Origin of the sequence: Caballeronia mineralivorans PML1(12), assembly GCF_001028175.1 — a bacterium.
Taxonomy (GTDB): domain Bacteria; phylum Pseudomonadota; class Gammaproteobacteria; order Burkholderiales; family Burkholderiaceae; genus Caballeronia; species Caballeronia mineralivorans.
In genome coordinates, this window is the sequence record NZ_AEJF01000251.1 from 19,038 (window position 1) to 37,151 (window position 18,114).

Genomic DNA, 18,114 nt, shown 5'->3' on the forward strand with positions numbered 1-18,114 from the left:
CGCGAGACAAGCTTAGCAGCGGCTATATTCGTCAAACGTAGCTATCCGCAACGCATAAGCATCCGCTCCTTTCTCACCCAATACACCAGGAGAGCACGTTGCCGTCCGCCAGTCTTCTTCTCTACGCCGATGCTCAGTTCGCAAGTCCGTACGCCATGTCGGCTTTCGTAGCGCTTCATGAAAAAGCGTTGCCGTTCGAGATGGCGGCGATCGACTTGGCGAACAACGCCAATCGCGAATCGGGCTTTGCAGCGATGTCGTTGACACAGCGCGTCCCTACCCTGATTCACGATGGCTTTGCTCTATCCGAATCGTCGGCAATCACCGAATACCTGGATGAGGTTTTCCCGGGCCGGACTTTGTATCCGGCAGACCCGCATTGCCGTGCGCGGGCGCGTCAAATCCAGGCCTGGCTTCGCAGCGATCTCATGCCGATCAGACAGGAACGATCAACCGAGGTGCTGTTTTATGCACCTTGCAGCACTGCGCTTTCCGCTGCAGGACGCGCATCGGCCGAGAAATTGTTCGCCGCGGCCGAGGCGCTGCTTGTGCCCGGCACCAGACACCTCTTCGACGATTGGTGCATCGCAGACATGGATCTTGCGTTGATGCTCAATCGCCTTGTCCTGAACGGAGATCAGGTGCCGCAAAGGCTGGCTGACTACGCCAGGTTCCAGTGGCAACGACCATCGGTACAGCTTTGGGTCAACCGAGAACGACCGCCGCTCTAAACAACGTGAAGCCGCAGCGAACGACCGCAATTAGCACCTAGAACCGCGCCATCCGCCCCTCGTCCGGAATCTTGAACACTGATACGGCCGCCTTCAGTTGGCGCGTTTGTTCATGCAGCGACGCCGCCGCCGACGCCGCCTGCTCTACCAGCGCGGCGTTCTGTTGCGTCATCTCGTCCATCTGCACGACGGCCTGATTGACCTGTTCAATGCCCGTGCTTTGCTCGAGCGACGAGGCGCTGATCTCGGCCATCATCTGCGTGAGGCGCGAGATCGACGTGGATACGTCGCGCATTGCCTGACCGGCACGTCCTGCCAGCGCCGAGCCGTCGTTCACCTGCGAGACCGATTCGCCGATCAGCTCCTTGATCTCCTTGGCCGATTGCGCGCTGCGTTGGGCAAGCCCGCGCACCTCGCTCGCCACGACGGCGAATCCGCGGCCCTGCTCACCCGCACGCGCCGCCTCGACGGCCGCGTTCAACGCAAGAATGTTGGTCTGGAACGCAATGCCATCGATCACCGAGATGATCTCCGCGATCTTGTCCGAGCTCCTCGCGATGCTGGTCATCTTCTCGACCACCTGATCGACCACACCCGTGCCTCGCGATGTTGCTGTGAGCGCGTCGCCGGCAAGGCTGTTCGCGTCGCGGGCATGCTCGGCGTTCTGGCGCACGGTCGCGGTGAGTTCCTCCATGCTCGATGCAGTCTCCTCCAGCGATGCCGCCTGGTTCTCGGTGCGCGCCGACAAATCGGCGTTGCCGGTCGCGATCTCATCGGCGCCAAGATTGATCGAGTCCGACGACTCGCGCACGGTCTTCACCGTGTGTGCGACGCTTGCCTGCATCGATGCAAGACCGGCGAACAAGCGGCCGATCTCATTGGTACCGCGATCGGCAATGCGCTCATCGAGCTTGCCCTGTGCGATCCGTTCGAAGTGACGGCCAGCTTCCTCGAGCGGCTCGATTACGCCCCGGCGCAACGCGATATGTACAGACACGACACCCAAGACCAGCGCCACGAAAATCGCTAAACCAACACCGCGGAACAGGTCGAGGCGAGCATCGATGGAGTCGAGATACGCCTGGCTCGCGGTATCGCCGAAACGGGCGAAGTTTTGTTGCTCGGCGAGGTAGCGGTCCTGGAAACCTTGCGTCGGCTGGTCAAGGAAAGCCTGGAGATTGTTGGCATCGAGGTACTGAGTCAGTTCACTGAGTGCGCCGTGATATGCCTGGAATTTTTCCTGCAAGGCGGCCGTACGCGCCCTGTTTTCATCGCCGGTTTTCGGCGCATTGACGAAGGCGCCGAACGACTTGTCCGCGAGCGCCAGTTGCTCGCGCGCGTGCTGGACGATCTCGACCGGTTCCGTGCCGCCGCGCGCCATGCGCGTGCCGGCGCGTGACAGGTTGATCCGTGCGTCCATCAGACGTTGCGTGGTCTCGTTGACCTGGTTCACTTGCTTGAGGGCGATATCCGAGAGGTTGCCGACATCGTCGTGAGTGGCTGTCAACGACCAAAAACCCAGGCCTTCTGTCACGACCTGGAAGAGACAGAACACGACCAGAACAACCAGGAGGCCGGTGGAAACACTCGCTTTTTTAAGCATATTGACAACTCTTCGTAACGTTGAATTCGATGTGACCCCTCAACGTGTCTTAGCGCGTCAAACAATATCTTTCTGCGGGATGCATCGAGTGCTTTCGTTCGCGGCAGCGCGAACGGCGCGGGAGTGTCATCGGGAACGGACCGCGAAGGCCTATTGCTGGATGGTCGTCGAGTGATCTAAGACAGCGTTGAAGCCTGAATAGGCTGGCTTCTTGTTAACGGCTGCATCGACGGATACTTAAGCTTTGGACAAGCCAAGGTGATCTTGACTTCGACCGGAAAACACCGCTCCTGACAAGATCTGACAGGGCAAGCAGATAAGCTGTTGTTCCGGCTTCGTGAGAGAAGCGGTCGTCGGCTAGCGACATGGCTACGCGGCGGTATCATGAATAAACCCAGGTGCCCCAAGCAAAACATTCGTCGCAGCCGCTAACACGGCTTGCCGCCCCATTGCGATTCCATCCAGAAAACGATAACGATGTCGGACACAGAAAACACCGCACTGAAAGAGATCTTCAACGAGCGCCGGTTCCGTGACATGGCGCTCGACGTCAAGGCGGTTTATCCACCATTCGATACACGCCGTTTTCTCAAGATTTCGCTGGCCGGGCTTGACAACCTGACGCTGATGCAGCGCCTGCGCCGCATGACCCAGGCGTTGCATGCGACCCTTCCCGCGGACTACGGTCAAGCGCTCGGGATTCTTCGCGCGCTTGCACGGCGCTTAGAGGAAGGATTCTCGACACTGGTCCTTCCCGACTACGTCGGGCAATACGGCCAGGACGACTTCGATGGTTCCATGGACGCCCTCAAGTTTTTCACGTCCTTCGGCACCTCCGAGTTCGCCGTGCGCGAGTTCCTGCGCAAGGATCTCAAGCGTGCACTGGCCATCATGAAAGTCTGGTCACTCGATGACAACGACGCCGTGCGCCGTCTTGCAAGCGAGGGAAGCCGTCCGCGCCTGCCATGGTCTTTCCGGCTCGACGCGATCGTCGCCGATCCTTCGCTGACGGCGCCAATTCTTGAAAACCTTCGCGCGGACACGAGCCTCTATGTCCGTAAGTCAGTCGCCAATCATCTGAACGATGTGACCAAATCCCATCCTGAATGGGTGCTGGACCGGCTCGCAACGTGGCCGATGGAAAACGCCCACACGGCCTGGATTGCAAAGCGCGCGCTGCGCTCCCTGATCAAGGCCGGCAATGGCCGCGCATTGGCCGTGATCGGTGCGGGCGGCGTGCCGGATGTGAAGATCAGCAAGTTCGCCGTGATGCCCCGGCAGATCGCGTTGGGCGAGCGCGTGACCTTGTCATTCGATCTTGCTTCGAAGTGCCCGGAAAGCCAGCGGCTCGTGATCGACTACAAGATGCATTACGTGAAGAAATCGGGCGTGACGGCCGCGAAGGTGTTCAAGCTCAAAGAGTTGACGCTCGATAGCGGGCAGCGGATATCGATTGAACGCACGCAGAACATCCGGGACTTCACCACGCGCGCGCATTACGCCGGGCGGCATGACGTCGAGATCCTGGTGAACGGAGTGTGCCTCGCCAAGGGATATTTCGATCTGAGTTGTTGAGCCTCAGAACGCTCTACCGTTTATGCACCTGTGAGGCGGCGACAAGACCTTCAACCAGCGCACGTTCCGGTCGTTGCAACGCCTCCAGATTGCGTACGCAGATCAGAAGCCGGCGCGTGACCCAGCGGTCGGTCAACTCCACGGCACGCACACCGAGCGAGCCCCTGTAGCGCTTCGCTGCCGTCGCCGGCACAATACCCAAACCCGCGCCGTGCTCGACCATGCAGCATATGTTTTCGAAGGTCCTGACGCGCGCGCGGAAGTAGAAATTTAGTACCGTCGTCCATCCGCCGCCACAATCCACTTCTCCAACGCGTTAATTGAATCGGTGCACGCCCTGTTGCCGCTCATCACCCCTTGAATGGTGTCGCCGGCGTGCTCGAAAATGTAGTTAGCGGTGCGCATCATGAAGGTGTCCTTTTCCTATACCACCTGAATCACAAAATGCATGGCTGCATAGTCTGCGTTGCAGGACCAAACCTCCTTGCCATCTCGCGTAAATACCCCGCGGCCATCCTTCACAGTCAATCGGGCTTGCGGGAAGATGAGGCCGTGACCGTTCACTACGGCTTGCAGTACTGTGCGCTCGCGACATGTCGCCCAATACTCGCCGTCGCTCAATCTTGATCCATTGCAAATATGTTTGTCTTTTCGACATCAATAAAATCAGTAGATTAGAAAAGTGGATCAAATCGGCAATGTGTGTCTTCGCGAGCGAAGGGCCGACGCGATGTTGCAAATATGTCTGTCTTCCATGGTAACCCACCGCATGGCCATTGCGCCTAATCTGCGCCGACGCCGGATCACGATCGCGTCCGTACATCCGGCTTCTGATGTGCCTACTTTGGCACGAGCCATCATGGAAATTTGCGCGCTTACTCCTTGTCGGCATTATGGCTTCGTACTGCGGTCGTCGGAAATATCAGGATCCGCAAGCGCCGGTCCGACCCGTTCGCCATGCTGGCCACTGTCCCCACTGCGGCCGGCGTCGCCGGCGCCAATGCGCCAGCGCGAATACTTTGACGATCTTGAGCGTGACCCCGCCGACGGCCGCTGGGCTCGGCGCGGCCGAATTGATTGGGTTTCTGCTGGCGGGTCTATTGATCCTGCACCGCCTGCATATATCCGCACGTTCCAATCAATCGTTGACATGATCATCCTGGAAGTGCCGACGCCGGACTAGGGCAGCTCGTACAGCTACAACACCGCAAGCTGTATTGCTATACGGGAAGGCGTGTAGTTTGATCCGACAACGGACCGCCGAAGGGTGATTGAGATGCTATATCGATTCGCCAACGCAGAGGACTTGACTCGGAACCTTGTCGTGGAAGTCACGCTCAGGAGCGGTCACGAATCAATTCTGTCGAACAACTGGCTTGGGAGTGAATGTATGGCAAAGTACACGAAATTTCAGGCATGGAAAGACTGGCGATGCGATGACACCTTGCACAATCTTCGTCGGCAAGACTGTCAGTGCCAGACGCTGGTATAGCGCGTATGCAAAAAAAGCGTAGCGATCCGGCCAGACAGGAGCGGGCATCATGGGATCGCAATGCGTCGTCGCGATTGTCCGGCTGGGCTTACTTGGGGCGCTTGATGAGAAGAAACTGCGTGCGATCCACACCCACGGCGTCATGACCAGAAGGTGAGAGGATTCGGGTGCATTTTGACGCTGACGACTGGGCGACCGAGCATCTGAAAATCGAGATATTCAGGCGCTCGGTAGACGTGGACGCACTGATTGAAGAGATCATGAAGGTCGCGCATGTGGGGGCGCCTGGCGATGGTGTCGTGGCGATACTGCCGGTCGCCAGCCACGCAATGATGAAAGTGCTTCCGTAGCCGGCGTCGTTGCTCATTTGACGGCACAGTGCGCGGCGTTATCGGCGCTTCATCCGGTTCTCACTCTTCTTTCCTGAGGCGCGTGGGAGGTTCCCATCAAGCTTCGCTAGACACAGGCCGAAGGCGGCACGCATCGCCGGACGGCCCGTCTTGCCCGAAGACCAGCAGAACAGCCCGCCATGTGCCTTGGCGAATGAAAATCCGTTTCCTGACGGAACCACCGACGCGGAGAGTCATATCAGTCCTTGCAGACAGCATGAGCAGATTTCCACGAGGATGCATGGTGCGCTTCCAGCGCAATGTCCCACGCTGATCTCCAGTTGCCTTTGGGTCTGCAACCGGAGATCGCGCCGATAGTGCGGTCTAGACCTTCAAACCTCTTAGCCGCAACGCGTTCGAGATGACGGAAGCTGAACTCAGACTCATCGCCAGCGCCGCGATCATTGGCGAAAGCAGCCATCCCGTGAGCGGATACAGCACACCCGCCGCCAAGGGTACGCCCAACAGGTTATAGACAAAGGCAAATCCGAGGTTCTGCCGCATATTGGCGACGGTCGCATCGGACAGCGCACGAGCCCGCGCAATTCCGCGCAGATCGCCTTTCACCAAGGTCACTTGCGCGCTGTGCATCGCAACGTCAGTTCCGGTCCCCATGGCCACTCCAATATCGGCCGCTGCCAGTGCAGGGGCATCGTTGATGCCGTCTCCCGCCATCGCCACCACTTTTCCGTCTCGCTGCAACTGCTTGACGAGAGCCAGCTTGTCGGCCGGGGTAACTGCGCCATGAAACTCGCTGATCCCGAGGCGCTTCGCGATCGCCCCTGCGGTGATAATTCCATCACCAGTCGCCATGACCACCCGGATTCCCGCATCTTCCAGTAGTGCCAGCGCCTCCGGAGTACTCGCCTTGATCGGGTCAGACAAGGCAAGCAGACCTGCGAACTGTCCATCGACCGCCAGATACATGACGCTCGCGCCCTGCTGCCGAAAGTCGTCAGCCTGGAGAGCAAGGGTCTCTACATCGACACCTTCCTGCTGCATAAGGGCGGTATTGCCGAGCGCAAGCCGGCGGCCTCTGACAAGTCCCTGAACACCGATACCCGAACCCGATTCAAAGTTCTCCGCTTTGTCCAGCGGCAGGCTTCGCTCGCGCGCTGCGGTGACCAGAGAGGCGGCGAGTGGATGCTCGCTTCCCTGGTCGAGGCTCGCGGCCAGACGCAGCACCTCCGTGTCATCGAATGGCGCGACGCCGAGCGCGCGCTCGAAACTGGGACGCCCTTCGGTCAGGGTCCCGGTCTTGTCGACGACCAGCGTATCCATTCGCCGGAAATTCTCGATTGCTGCCGCATCTCGGAACAAAATTCCGCTCGTGGCTGCTTTACCGCTCGCCACCATGATCGACATCGGCGTCGCGAGACCCAAGGCACAGGGGCAGGCAATGATGAGCACCGCAACCGCGTTGATCAACCCATAGGCCCAGCCTGATTCGGGATCAAAAAAGCCCCAGCCGAAGAACGCGAGTACAGCGATCGCGACCACGCCGACGACGAATCCACCCGCCACCTTGTCGGCCATGCGCTGCATCGGCGCGCGGGTGCGCTGTGCCTGCGCCACCATCTGTACGATCTGCGATAGTACGGTCTGCGAACCAACTTTTTCGGAACGCATGATCAGGCTACCAGAGGTGTTGAGGCTGGCGCCGATCACCTTGTCACCCACTCGCTTGGCTACAGGCAACGGCTCGCCCGTCATCATCGATTCGTCCACCGCGCTCGCGCCCTCTGTCACGACGCCGTCAACCGGCACCTTTTCGCCCGGGCGAACACGCAAAAGATCGCCGACATGCACGTCAGTAAGCGGGACATCTTCCTCCCCGCCCTCGCCGATCCGGCGGGCCGTCTTCGGCGCAAGACCGAGCAGGGATTTGACCGCCGCCGACGTCTGCGAGCGTGCCTTCAATTCCATGATTTGCCCGAGCAACGTCAGAGAGATGATGGCCGCGGCTGCTTCGAAATACACACCAATGCGGCCATGCACGACAAACGAGCCAGGAAATATCTGCGGGGCGATCGTTGCCACCACGCTGTACACGAACGCCGCGCCGGTTCCAAGACCGATGAGCGTCCACATGTTGGCGCTACGGTTCTTGAGTGACTGCGCGAATTTCACGAATATGGGCAGCCCGGCCCACAGGACTACGGGAGCAGACAACGCGAGTTCTACCCAGCTCAGAGTTGCGGGCGCAAGCGAACGAAAGCGCTCGCTGAACATGGCGAACAGAACGGCAGCGATGGTAAATGGCAAAGTCCACCAGAACCGGCGTCGAAACAGTACCAACTCGGGATTTTCATCTTCATCCAGGCTCGGCATCACTGGCTCAAGAGCCATTCCGCACTTGGGACATGTCTCGGGGCTATCCCGGCGTATTTCCGGGTGCATCGGACAGGTATAGGTCGTACCGTCTATCGACGGTGGTGTTTGTCGCACGCCGTGAGAGCCGGCACTGTCCGGGTGCACTGCGCCGCTTGCGACTGTGGCCGCCGCGCCTGTTTTTGCACCGTGTTGATGTCCGTTCATTCCTGTCACTCCTTGCCGGGTATGTTGACCGCTGCACTGCTTCATCCCATGTCTACCGTTCTAACCGCACGCGCCTAAGAAGCGTTGGTCTGCGACTCAGTAGTGGGTTCGACTGCCTTCCCGGTACTGATGCTCGCCGGCTGAGTGTTATCTCGATGCGAACTCATGCCCTTCATCATGAATATCATCGATAGCGAGCACAGCAGGAGCAGCAGGAGGAACGGCAGAAAAGGCCCTGCACTCAGTACCAGGCTGTGGAACTGTGGCAACGCGGCATTGGCGATGAAAAATGCTGCGAGCACGCCGGCGCCAGTGAAGAGCATAGTTTTAGTGTTGCATTTCATGATTTGCTACCTCTTTTAAATTAAGTTGCTTCGCGTTCGCGAAGGTCGTCTCACCATCAAAGTGGATGCGTCAGAAAATCTCTGCGATCGGCTAACTGTGGCCTCCGACCGCTTACAGCAAACTGGAATGCGTTGGCCCATGAACAGAAGTTAGAGGTTCCAGCGACGGGAAGGTCAAGGGGAAATTTTGAGTTTTTTTCGAGACCGCCCCGGCTTTCGCGATGACGTTTTCGATGTCGTGCGACAACCCTTGACGATGAGCGTCGTTGTCGTTGCGGTCGTAATCGCTAATGGAGGCGTTGCGCCTCTTCTTGATGTCTTTCGCAACGGTGACGCGAACATGCGCTCTGTCTGGTTGACATGGATGACTCAAGTTCGCGAAAGAAGGCACACTCGCATTCGACGGGCCGGCCGTTGCCTGCCCGTCGAGATTGCCGCACTGGCGCTCAGGGACTATCGCTCGCTTTCCACGGCGTGCTCATGCGCTCTCTATCGCAGCATGCCGCCGGCACGGTTCGCGACTTTATCGAAGCCCGCCTGCTGGATAATGAGCGTGGCTTGCGCAGAACGCCCCCGGCCCGGCAAACGGTCACTATGGGATTTTTCTACGATCATCGGCAAGCGCTAAAAGCTTCGAGTGGATCGAACATAGCGAGAAGCGGCACGTCATACCCGCCGGGCGTGTGCAGTACTTCGTCTATTGTCGCTGTCACAAGCCGCGCTGCGCGCAGTGGGATGGAGATCATTGGCCATACTCGACAAACTGCAAGTAATTTCAGCTTTTTGTGTCAATCTCGTGCCTGTACGAACAAAGCTGAACCGATGAATCTATTCTTGACCTTCCCGCTCGCACAAGGTCAAGAATGCGACGAGGTCGGCGAATCGGCCATCGTCGAACTACAGAAAAACGGGCTAGTCCGCGCGAACGCTTACAGGGTGACTACTTGGAGCCATTTTGACGCGCCAGAGGATGGGAGCAATGACGCTCATCGACACGGGGCAGCTAGGTGCGCGACCGGACGCAAGCAGAGGGCCGACGCGCTGTGCCCGTTACAGCGCAAGCGCACGGGGCTGGCTCACGCGGATAGCGCTCGCGCTCCTCGTTGCGGTCGTCCCGCTTCTAGCGCAGGCGGTGACCGAATCCGACCTGTTACCACCCGAACAGGCCTTCCCGCTGACAGTCAGTCTCAGCACACCGCAGCAAATTACGCTCGATTTCGGTACGCGCTCCGGTTACTACCTGTATCGAGACCGTTTTAACTTCTCTGTGGATGGTGTTCCGGTTAAGCCGGTCGACTTGCCGCCGGGCGAAGAGAAAGATGATCCAACCTTCGGCAAGGTCTTCGTCTATCACGGTCCCGTGTCGCTGCGTCTGGCGTTACCTCGTCCCGTTACGACCGGCGTCGTGCTGTCAGTGACCTCTCAAGGCTGCGCGGATCTAGGTGTCTGCTACCCGCCGTTCACCCGTACCTATCGCGTTGCAGCCGCTGGCAAGGTGTCGGACATCACGCACGCTCCAGACGAAGCTCGTGTCTCCAATGCTGACGTCAGCTCGCCAGCGAACGCGCGCACACTGTTCGGGATGACACTGCCGACGTCCGCCGGCCTCAGCGTCGCTGAGTTGTTCGGCTTTTTGCTTGCGGGCCTGTTGATCGCGGGGACGGCGTGCATGTATCCGCTCATTCCGATCGTCACGGCGGTTGTGTTGGGTGGCGAAATCCACGGTGCTCGGCCGCATTTTTGGTACGCTTTTGCGCTCACCTTTGCCTACGTTCAGGGACTGGCGCTGACCTACGCATTGGCGGGCAGCATCGCAGCGTTCTTCGGCATCCAGTTGGTGATGTTCATGCAGCGACCGTGGATCCTGGCCAGCTTCGGCGTGCTCATGGTGATCTTCGCGCTCGGGATGTTCGGCGTGTTCAGGCTGCAATTGCCCTCGCGCTGGCAAACGGGCGTGGCTAGCTGGAGCCAGCGACTGCCTGGTGGACGTATCCTTCCCGTCTTCCTGATGGGCGCCCTGTCCGCGCTGCTCGTTGGTCCCTGTTCGACGCCGGCGCTCGCGGGCGCGTTGCTGTACATCTCGCGAAGCGGTGATCTGCTTTCCGGGGCGCTGGCACTTTATGTGATGGCCATCGGCATGGGAATTCCGTTGCTGATCATTGGCACGTTTGGCGCGCAGGTCCTGCCACGGACAGGCAAGTGGATGCGTGCCGCGCAGAACACGCTGGGCGTGATGCTACTGGTGGCCGCCCTTTGGTTCGCGTACTCGTTGCTGCCATCGTGGTTGCTGATGGTGCTGGTGGCCGTGCTCCTCGTAGCGTGCGGCATGATGTTTCGCGCGATCGATCCGTTGCCGCCGGATGTCCGTGGCAATGCACGGGTGGGCAAGGCGCTGGGTGTGCTCCTCGTCGCTGCCGGTATTGCCGAACTGCTCGGTGCTCTGTCCGGTAACGACGATTTGCTGCAGCCGCTCAAGCGCGTGTCAAAAGGGACAGTATCCGTCGCGGAAATACCCTCGCGTTTTCAGCCGGTGCGTACCGTCGCGGAACTGGACGATGCACTGAATCAGGCGCATGGTCAGCCCGTCATGGTGGATTTTTATGCGGACTGGTGCCTCTCCTGCAAGGAACTGGAACGCTTTACGTTCGCCGATACTCGAGTCGCGGCTGAATTGGCACACTGGAAGCTGCTGCGCATCGACGTCACTCGAAACACGCCCGAGGATGCTGCGCTGCTAAAGCGCTATGGATTGTTCGGACCGCCCGCATTGATTTTCTATGACCGCGGCGGTCAGCAACAAACTGCGGCGGAACTGGTGGGATTCGTTGGCGCGGATACGTTCCTCGCGCACCTGCAGCGGTGGGACCACTGACGGGGACGTTCACCGGGATCTTGCGCGTCCTCTTATCGATGTAAATACTGACAGAGTGGGACGTGGCATCCCCGTCTGGCAGCGCCTATACTAAAAATCATGAAATTGCTGACCAAACTGATTGCCTGCTTTCTGATCGCGTGGTTGCCGATACTCGGTTACCCCGCGCAGGCGTCGCTTTGTTCGGCGATGGCGCCAGCCGTTTCTCCATCACACGAAAGCCCGGTGTCCATGACCGACATGGGCGATCATGCCGATCGCACAAAAGCACCCGTCGTGAAGACGCAGGCGGGTGGTCATTGCAGCATGGGCAGTCACTCGTGCAGCATGCCGTGGGTTCTCGTTCCCTCCCTTCATGTCACGGTAGCAATCACCTCGTTGCCTGTCTACCGGCCCATGAGTCACGTTCTCATTGCGCAGTTCATCCCCGAGCCGCCGCAGCGCCCACCAGAAGCGCTTTAATCCCTCTCCGTTAGTCCCATCTTAGACACGTTCAAGGACGATGCGCACGCGCGTCAGGAGAACTGTCGCCGGGTAAAAACATGCGTCGCTTCCGATTGGCCTCAGTGTTCCTGTCGATGGTGCTGACGATGCGATCAATGAAGCGGATGGATGAATCCGCAGCCGTTCGCGCCCGCCGGCGAAACAGGAGTTGCCTGTGCCAGTAGAACGATGCCGCGCGTTAGCCCGTGGCACCGAACAGATTGGATGGAGACTGACGTGAGCGATCGTTCCTAGATTCTGAAAGCCATCGTGATCGTGCTAGCCATAGTCGGACTCGTCACCGTACTGGGCGTGGCAGGGATGGCAATGATGCACGTCGGCATGATGCGTGGCATGCGGTAGTGCCATGCCGCGATACGCGCCTGGTGATGATCCTCACCCGGCCAAGGAGACTTCTCGATGACAGATAGGCAACCAGACAAAAAACTTTCGAAAGACCGCGCCACACGTGCACGGCCTCGTAGCCCGCGATTGAACTTGTCGAGGCGACGCTTGCTTTGGGTGTTGCCGGTGGCGCTATCCGCGGGCGTAGTGTCAATAGCGGCGGAAATCATGTTATCAAAGACCGGGGCGGTGGGAGACAAGGCACCGTTACCGGGCACAGCCAACACTGCATGGCGTATCGGTATGCTGCGCGCCAACGGTCTGCGCATTGTTCCGACTGGACACACCGATGCCTCGCACGTGCTGAACCCCGAGCAGTTCTCGGACGCCGCGACCCGGCACGCGTATTGGGTAGCCACGCAAATTCCGGCAACCCTGAACCAGTTGTATTGCTGGTGCGGCTGTGAGAATCGCGGTGAGCATCGCTCCAATTTGCAATGCTTCGAAGACCAGATGGCAGTCACGTGCCCCGTTTGTCAGGGTACGGCGGAGATCGCCTATCGGATGATGCGTCAGGGTATCAAAGATCCGGGCAAGATCCAGGCTGCGGTCGATGCAAAGTGGCAGCCGAAGGGTTGATGGTGCCATGCATCCGTGGGGAGGTGACGGCACCAATCCGCGGCTCAAGCAAGACAAGGATGGCTTGTTGTGGAGGTGACGAATGCCGGATATCAAGAACCCAAAACGTCGCACGCTCCTGCGCGCCTCGCTGACGTCGGCATTGCTCGCGAGTGCAGGCTGGCCACCTGCGTCGCGTCCCGTTTCGGTGCAATCAGATTCCACTCATACGCCATTCGCCCCTGAGCTCGAAGTCGAGTTGCGCGCAAAGAAAGATCAACTCGCGATCTGGCCGGGATCGGCTACACACGTGTGGCGCTACGACGGAAAAGTCACCCAGGGCGACGCCGGCGCGCTCGTCTTTCTGTCCGATGGATACGTGCCGGTATTGCGTGTGCGGCGCGGACAAAAAGTGCGGATCGATTTCATCAACGAATTGCCTGAGCCGACCATCATCCATTGGCACGGTCTGCTCATGCCGGCCGCGATGGACGGCCATCCGCGCAATGCGATTTCGCCCGGGCAGCATTTCCGATATGAATTCGAGGTCCAGAACCGCGCCGGAACGTACTGGTTCCACGCGCATCCGGACGGTCGCACCGGCGCACAGATCTACTTTGGACAGGCCGGTTTCCTGATCGTCGGCGATGAGGAGGAAGCTGCGCTCAAACTGCCTGAGGGCGCTTACGACGTGCCGCTCATGATCCAGGACCGGAAGGTGAACGGCGACAACCAGTTCGCTTATCTGTCACAACCAGCAGGCGGGATGATGGGGCGTGGGGGGATGATGAAAAGCGCAATGATGGGCAACGGCGGCATGGGCGACATGATGGCGCAGATGATGGGTTTTCTCGGTGACCAGATTCTCGTCAATGGACGGCCCGACTTCGTGCTGCCGGTAGCAACCCGCGCCTATCGCCTGCGCCTGCTTAACGCGTCTAACGCGCGCATCTATAAGCTCGCATGGAACGACGGCTCGCCATTGACCGTGATCGGGACCGATGGCGGACTCGTCGAAACACCACTACTACGGCGGTACGTGACGCTCGCGCCGGCCGAGCGGATCGACGTGTGGGCGGACTTCAGCCACCAACCACCAGGGACCAAGATGACGCTGGAGAGCCGCGAGTTCGCGGGCGACGTCGCCATGGGCGGGATGATGGGGAACACCGAGTTGCCGATGGGCGCGCGTTTCCCCGTGTTGAACGTCAGGGTCACGCAGCACTCGGATGCGAGCAACATCCTGCCGATGCACCTGGGCCGGGTGCCAGCGGTACGTCCCCAAGAGGCGGTCAATTTCTCACGGCCACGTGTGTTCAGTATCACAATGGGCATGATGACATGGGGCATCGATGGGCGCCGTTTCGAAATGGATAGCGTCACGGCGTCGGAAACCGTGAGGCGCGAGACCACCGAAATCTGGGAGTTTCGCAACGAGGCATCGATGATGCTGATGGCGCACTCAATGCACGTACATGGCGTGCAGTTTCGCGTACTAAAGCGGTCGGTTGCCACGGAATTTTCTAGTGCACGCGACTCGGTTGCGGGTGGATATGTCGATGAGGGATGGAAGGACACCGTACTCATTGTGCCGGGCGAGCGAATCCGCTTGCTGATTCGCTTCGGAGGATACACCGGGACGTTCCTCTACCACTGTCACATGCTCGAGCACGAGGACTCGGGATTAATGCGCAACTATCTGATTCGGGCCTAGTAGGGTTTTTCAAGACTTGGAGACAATCAGGCCAGGCTTCGCGAGCGCGAGGCGGCCAGTGAAAAGGAGAACAACCATGAAATTTTCTCGCCGCAGTTTTATGCTCGTCACCGCTGGTTTGGCCTCGTCGCTGATCTTGGAGCGCAACGTGGCAGCGCAAACCGGGCCGGTGCTGGAATCCGACGCGAACGCCCAGGCGCTCGGGTACAAGACGGATGCCAGCAAGGTCGATCACGCCAAGTACGCCAACTATCAGGTGGGGCAAGCCTGTGCGAATTGTCAGTTTTTCCAGGGAAAAGCCGGCGACGCAACGGCTCCTTGCACGATCTTTGCCGGCAAGCAGGTCAATGCAAAGGGCTGGTGTAGCGCCTACGTCAAAAAGGCGTGAAACGATTCAACCGAACATAAGGAGATCATCATGGAATCGCAATGCGTAGTCGCGATTATCCGACCGGATGTGCTTGCGAGTCTTAGGAAAGCGTTGCACGCGATCCATACGCACGGCGTCACGATCAGCAAAGTAAGAGGCTTTGGCGCACACCTGAATCCGTATGCGGATGACGAAGCTATCGGGCACCTAAAAATCGAGATCTTCGTTCGCACGGCCGATGTCGATACGCTGGTCGCTGCAATCATGAAGGTCGCGCATGTGGGTGCACCGGGCGACGGCGTGATCGCCGTGCTGCCAGTTTCACATTTCTACAGCGTCCACACCATGACCGAAGTGCTGCCGTAGTCGTGTCAAACGCGATCTGTCAGCTGCGGTCTCAAGGGCGGCGGCACTTACCGTAGTAGGCGTCGCCGCGTCCTTGGCGCCTACCGATGGTTAGTGCTTCTCCAGCTTCACAATAGTCAGCGTGCCGTTGACATCTTCGACGCGGACTTTGACCTTGTCGCCTTCCTTGACGTGGTCAATCATCGCCGTGTCCTTGGCCTTGTATGCCATCGTCATCGCCGACATGCCGATGTTGGTCAGCGCACCGTGCTGCAGGGTCACCATGCCTGTCGACGGGTCTACCTTCTTAACCACTGCGTCGGTCAGTTGCGATTTGCCAGGCTTCGCGGTGCTCATGGCGCCGTTGTCCATCTTCATGCCAGCCATTTCGTCCGCAGCTATCGCGGCACCAGCGAGCGTAAGAGCGGTACAGAATACGGCGGATACGGTAACGAACTTCTTCATTGGCTTTCTCCAGAGTGGGATTGCGGCACGAGTGTGCCAGTGGGTACTGCGTGAGGTTGAAGCGGTTCTTCGGTTTTCATTTTGGTGCGCGCAATCTTCCGGCGGTGCAGCAGCAACCAGGCGGCCGGGATGATCAGCATCGACGGGAGCGGTGCGGTCACCATGCCGCCAACCATTGGCGCGGCGATTCGCTGCATGACCTCCGACCCGGCGCCATGGCCGAGCATGATCGGGATGAGACCTGCCAGCACGACCGCCACTGTCATTGCCTTGGGTCTCACGCGCAAGACGGCACCCTCGCGAATCGCATCGACGAGCGTTGCTTCGGTAAAGGGTGCACCTTCCTCGAGCCGGCGGTTGAGCGCGCCCTTCAGATACAGCAACATCACAACGCCGAATTCGGCCGCGACGCCCGAGAGCGCGATGAACCCGACAGCTGTACCGACCGACACCGCATGTCCCAGGATCCAGATCAGCGAGAAGCCTCCGACCAGCGCGAAGGGCACGGTTGACATCAGTAAAAGCGCGTCGGCTGCCGAGTTGAACGTCAGGAAGAGCAGCACGAAAATGACGACGAGCGTCACCGGAATCACGGTCCGCAATTTCGCGGCCGCGCGCTCCAGATACTCGAACTGGCCGGACCACGCGATGGAACGTGCTGTACAACAGCAAGTTGCATTGCCTTCACGGCCGATTGCAAGTCCACATCGCGAATGTCGACGTAGACGTAGCCCGACAAGCGCGCGTTCTCGCTACGGATCATCGGTGGCCCATCAGAGATTCTGATGGCGGCTACGTCCCCTCGCGTGATCTGCGCCCCCCGGTCGGTGACCACCGGCAACTGATGCAGATTGTCGACTGAGTCCCGGATCTCCCGTGGATAGCGAATGTTGATCGGGAAACGCTCGCGGCCTGCAATAACTTCGCCGACGTTATCGCCGCCGACCGCCGTCGACATGCCATAGCGGGCCGTACCAACCGGTCGATATCGACGTCGATGTAGTGGCCGCCGTTCAAGCGTTCCGCTAGCGCCGACGTGACACCTGGAACGTTCTTCAAGACGGACTCGACCTGCGTGGCAATCTTGTCGATCTACCCAAGGTCTGCGCCAGAGATCTTCACCCCCACGGGTGTCTTGATACCGGTCGTGAGTATGTCCAGGCGATTGCGAATCGGTGGCACCCAGACGTTCGACAGGCCCGAGATCTTGACCCGCGCGTCGAGTTCGTCGACCAGCTTCTCGGGTGTCATGCGGAGACGCCATTCGCTGCGTGGCTTGAACTGGATGATGGTCTCGAACATCTCGAACGGCGCCGGGTCGTTCACTACTACCCGGCGCGGATAACGGCGGTGTAGCCAGCATCCGAAATGGTTGTGACAATCACACCGGATGACACGTCGGCAGCGACGGTCACGCATTGGGCGCCGACATCCACGATGACCGAAGCTGCGGGGTCCGCTTCTCTTACGGCTTCCGTGATTGCGCGTGCGCAATGCTGACAGGTCATATCATCGACTGACAACTGCATGATTTTGCTCCCAGGTCTTGCGTGACTGAGCGGGCCTCGTTACAAGCCGGTACCGTCAATGTTCGAGACAAACAATATTCACTCTGCTGGGCTTTGACCGCACGAAGGTGTTTCTGCTTTTGCATCGACGCGGTGGACGCTATCCGTCTCCAGACCTTGTATGCCCTGCAATATCACGCAATCCGAACTAGTGTCGCCTGTGCATCGCTGTACGAGTTGATTGAGCGAATTTCGCATGGACGTCAATTCAGCTATCTGGGCGTTCAGTTCGGCGACGTGTTTAAGTGCGACGGCCTTGACGTCGGAACTGGCCCGGCCCTCATCTCGCCGCAGAACCAGCAAATCCCGGATGTGCTCGATGGGAAAGCCGAGCGAGCGCGTCTGCCGGATGAAGCGTATGACGTGAACGTCACTCTCCTTATAGATCCGATAGCCGCTTTCACTGCGCCCTTGCGGCTGAATCATGTCAATACTTTCGTAATACCGGATCATCTTGACCGACATGCCGCTGGCCTTGGACGCTTCTCCGATGTTCATGCGACTTCTCCTTAATGGCTACGAGCAGGCTTGACGCCCCCGGTTGTTTCACCCCGTCGGCGCCAGCGCTTGACTACAAATTCATTGCCCACGACGCTGCCGGCTGCCATCGCCACGCGCGCGATCATGAGGTTGAGCATTCCAGGGGCGGCCAGCGGAATACT

17 protein-coding genes and 1 pseudogene are annotated in these 18,114 nt (G+C 59.2%); 9 read left to right on the top strand and 9 right to left on the bottom strand.

The annotated features are described in order from the left end of the window. Window positions 1-98 precede the first annotated feature (98 nt). Complete coding sequence (gene yfcF / locus EOS_RS40975; RefSeq protein WP_047897953.1) at window positions 99-731, top strand: glutathione transferase; 633 nt, start codon at window positions 99-101, stop codon at window positions 729-731. 37 nt (window positions 732-768) lie between these two features. On the opposite strand, the gene EOS_RS40980 is transcribed toward yfcF, so the two are convergent. Further along, window positions 769-2,334, bottom strand: a complete 1,566-nt coding sequence (locus EOS_RS40980; RefSeq protein WP_047897954.1) for a methyl-accepting chemotaxis protein — start codon at window positions 2,332-2,334, stop codon at window positions 769-771. 477 nt (window positions 2,335-2,811) lie between these two features. Between EOS_RS40980 and EOS_RS40985 the strand changes: the two genes are divergently transcribed. Continuing rightward, the gene (locus tag EOS_RS40985) at window positions 2,812-3,909 is read left to right on the top strand and encodes a DNA alkylation repair protein (RefSeq protein ID WP_047897955.1); all 1,098 of its coding nucleotides are present in this window, start codon (window positions 2,812-2,814) and stop codon (window positions 3,907-3,909) included. Window positions 3,910-3,922: 13 nt separating this feature from the next. On the opposite strand, the gene EOS_RS40990 is transcribed toward EOS_RS40985, so the two are convergent. Both EOS_RS40990 and EOS_RS47680 read right to left on the bottom strand, forming a co-directional pair. Beyond that, the gene (locus tag EOS_RS40990; protein ID WP_326972981.1) at window positions 3,923-4,213 is read right to left on the bottom strand and encodes a LysR substrate-binding domain-containing protein; all 291 of its coding nucleotides are present in this window, start codon (window positions 4,211-4,213) and stop codon (window positions 3,923-3,925) included. Beyond that, window positions 4,180-4,317, bottom strand: a complete 138-nt coding sequence (locus EOS_RS47680) for a hypothetical protein (protein WP_167348995.1) — start codon at window positions 4,315-4,317, stop codon at window positions 4,180-4,182. Before EOS_RS47680 ends, EOS_RS40990 begins: the two co-directional genes overlap by 34 nt. A 1,251-nt stretch (window positions 4,318-5,568) precedes the next feature. Here EOS_RS47680 and EOS_RS48610 point away from each other — a divergent pair. Beyond that, window positions 5,569-5,751, top strand: coding sequence for a P-II family nitrogen regulator (locus EOS_RS48610; protein WP_235443128.1), 183 nt, complete (start codon window positions 5,569-5,571; stop codon window positions 5,749-5,751). Window positions 5,752-6,114: 363 nt separating this feature from the next. On the opposite strand, the gene EOS_RS41005 is transcribed toward EOS_RS48610, so the two are convergent. Together EOS_RS41005 and EOS_RS41010 are read right to left on the bottom strand one after the other, a co-directional pair. After that, a complete protein-coding gene (locus EOS_RS41005) occupies window positions 6,115-8,328 on the bottom strand; it encodes a copper-transporting P-type ATPase (RefSeq protein WP_075645489.1) in 2,214 nt (737 codons plus the stop codon). A 74-nt stretch (window positions 8,329-8,402) separates the two neighbouring features. After that, entirely contained in the window at window positions 8,403-8,672 is a 270-nt protein-coding gene (locus EOS_RS41010) for a DUF2933 domain-containing protein (RefSeq protein ID WP_082163725.1), read from the bottom strand. Window positions 8,673-9,651: 979 nt separating this feature from the next. On the opposite strand from EOS_RS41010, the gene dsbD reads away from it, so the two are divergent. The 6 genes from dsbD to EOS_RS41045 all read left to right on the top strand — a co-directional run bounded on the left by dsbD (window position 9,652) and on the right by EOS_RS41045 (window position 15,440). Continuing rightward, on the top strand, window positions 9,652-11,544 hold the full coding sequence (gene dsbD, locus EOS_RS41015; RefSeq protein WP_053064243.1) for a protein-disulfide reductase DsbD: 1,893 nt from the start codon (window positions 9,652-9,654) through the stop codon (window positions 11,542-11,544). Between the two features lie 99 nt (window positions 11,545-11,643). Then, on the top strand, window positions 11,644-12,006 hold the full coding sequence (locus tag EOS_RS41020; RefSeq protein ID WP_047897958.1) for a hypothetical protein: 363 nt from the start codon (window positions 11,644-11,646) through the stop codon (window positions 12,004-12,006). A gap of 594 nt (window positions 12,007-12,600) precedes the next feature. Continuing rightward, the gene (locus tag EOS_RS41030) at window positions 12,601-13,011 is read left to right on the top strand and encodes a PCYCGC domain-containing protein (protein WP_235443129.1); all 411 of its coding nucleotides are present in this window, start codon (window positions 12,601-12,603) and stop codon (window positions 13,009-13,011) included. A gap of 82 nt (window positions 13,012-13,093) precedes the next feature. Continuing rightward, on the top strand, window positions 13,094-14,704 hold the full coding sequence (locus EOS_RS41035; protein WP_047897960.1) for a multicopper oxidase family protein: 1,611 nt from the start codon (window positions 13,094-13,096) through the stop codon (window positions 14,702-14,704). A 76-nt stretch (window positions 14,705-14,780) separates the two neighbouring features. After that, window positions 14,781-15,092 (top strand): high-potential iron-sulfur protein, encoded by a 312-nt coding sequence (locus EOS_RS41040; RefSeq protein WP_047897961.1) that lies wholly within the window; start codon window positions 14,781-14,783, stop codon window positions 15,090-15,092. Window positions 15,093-15,122: 30 nt separating this feature from the next. Then, on the top strand, window positions 15,123-15,440 hold the full coding sequence (locus EOS_RS41045) for a P-II family nitrogen regulator (protein ID WP_047897962.1): 318 nt from the start codon (window positions 15,123-15,125) through the stop codon (window positions 15,438-15,440). A gap of 90 nt (window positions 15,441-15,530) precedes the next feature. On the opposite strand, the gene EOS_RS41050 is transcribed toward EOS_RS41045, so the two are convergent. From EOS_RS41050 to cueR, 4 genes and pseudogenes are all read right to left on the bottom strand, one after another. Then, window positions 15,531-15,884 (bottom strand): copper-binding protein, encoded by a 354-nt coding sequence (locus tag EOS_RS41050; RefSeq protein WP_047897963.1) that lies wholly within the window; start codon window positions 15,882-15,884, stop codon window positions 15,531-15,533. Continuing rightward, window positions 15,881-17,207, bottom strand: a pseudogene (locus tag EOS_RS41055) (efflux RND transporter permease subunit); the annotation flags it as partial. The gene EOS_RS41050 and the pseudogene EOS_RS41055, both read right to left, overlap by 4 nt. A 5-nt stretch (window positions 17,208-17,212) precedes the next feature. Further along, on the bottom strand, window positions 17,213-17,413 hold the full coding sequence (locus tag EOS_RS41060; RefSeq protein WP_047897964.1) for a heavy-metal-associated domain-containing protein: 201 nt from the start codon (window positions 17,411-17,413) through the stop codon (window positions 17,213-17,215). A 78-nt stretch (window positions 17,414-17,491) separates the two neighbouring features. Beyond that, complete coding sequence (gene cueR, locus EOS_RS41065) at window positions 17,492-17,950, bottom strand: Cu(I)-responsive transcriptional regulator (RefSeq protein WP_047897965.1); 459 nt, start codon at window positions 17,948-17,950, stop codon at window positions 17,492-17,494. Window positions 17,951-18,114 lie beyond the last annotated feature (164 nt).

Bases quoted from the DNA above. Each gene is read 5' to 3' on its own strand.
- EOS_RS40980 (WP_047897954.1), bottom strand. From the start codon at position 2,334: ATGCTTAAAAAAGCGAGTGTTTCCACCGGCCTCCTGGTTGTTCTGGTC.
- EOS_RS40985 (WP_047897955.1), top strand. From the start codon at position 2,812: ATGTCGGACACAGAAAACACCGCACTGAAAGAGATCTTCAACGAGCGC.
- EOS_RS47680 (WP_167348995.1), bottom strand. From the start codon at position 4,317: ATGATGCGCACCGCTAACTACATTTTCGAGCACGCCGGCGACACCATT.
- EOS_RS41005 (WP_075645489.1), bottom strand. From the start codon at position 8,328: ATGAACGGACATCAACACGGTGCAAAAACAGGCGCGGCGGCCACAGTC.
- EOS_RS41010 (WP_082163725.1), bottom strand. From the start codon at position 8,672: ATGAAATGCAACACTAAAACTATGCTCTTCACTGGCGCCGGCGTGCTC.
- dsbD (WP_053064243.1), top strand. From the start codon at position 9,652: ATGACGCTCATCGACACGGGGCAGCTAGGTGCGCGACCGGACGCAAGC.
- EOS_RS41020 (WP_047897958.1), top strand. From the start codon at position 11,644: ATGAAATTGCTGACCAAACTGATTGCCTGCTTTCTGATCGCGTGGTTG.
- EOS_RS41030 (WP_235443129.1), top strand. From the start codon at position 12,601: ATGTTATCAAAGACCGGGGCGGTGGGAGACAAGGCACCGTTACCGGGC.
- EOS_RS41035 (WP_047897960.1), top strand. From the start codon at position 13,094: ATGCCGGATATCAAGAACCCAAAACGTCGCACGCTCCTGCGCGCCTCG.
- EOS_RS41040 (WP_047897961.1), top strand. From the start codon at position 14,781: ATGAAATTTTCTCGCCGCAGTTTTATGCTCGTCACCGCTGGTTTGGCC.
- EOS_RS41045 (WP_047897962.1), top strand. From the start codon at position 15,123: ATGGAATCGCAATGCGTAGTCGCGATTATCCGACCGGATGTGCTTGCG.
- EOS_RS41050 (WP_047897963.1), bottom strand. From the start codon at position 15,884: ATGAAGAAGTTCGTTACCGTATCCGCCGTATTCTGTACCGCTCTTACG.
- EOS_RS41060 (WP_047897964.1), bottom strand. From the start codon at position 17,413: ATGCAGTTGTCAGTCGATGATATGACCTGTCAGCATTGCGCACGCGCA.
- cueR (WP_047897965.1), bottom strand. From the start codon at position 17,950: ATGAACATCGGAGAAGCGTCCAAGGCCAGCGGCATGTCGGTCAAGATG.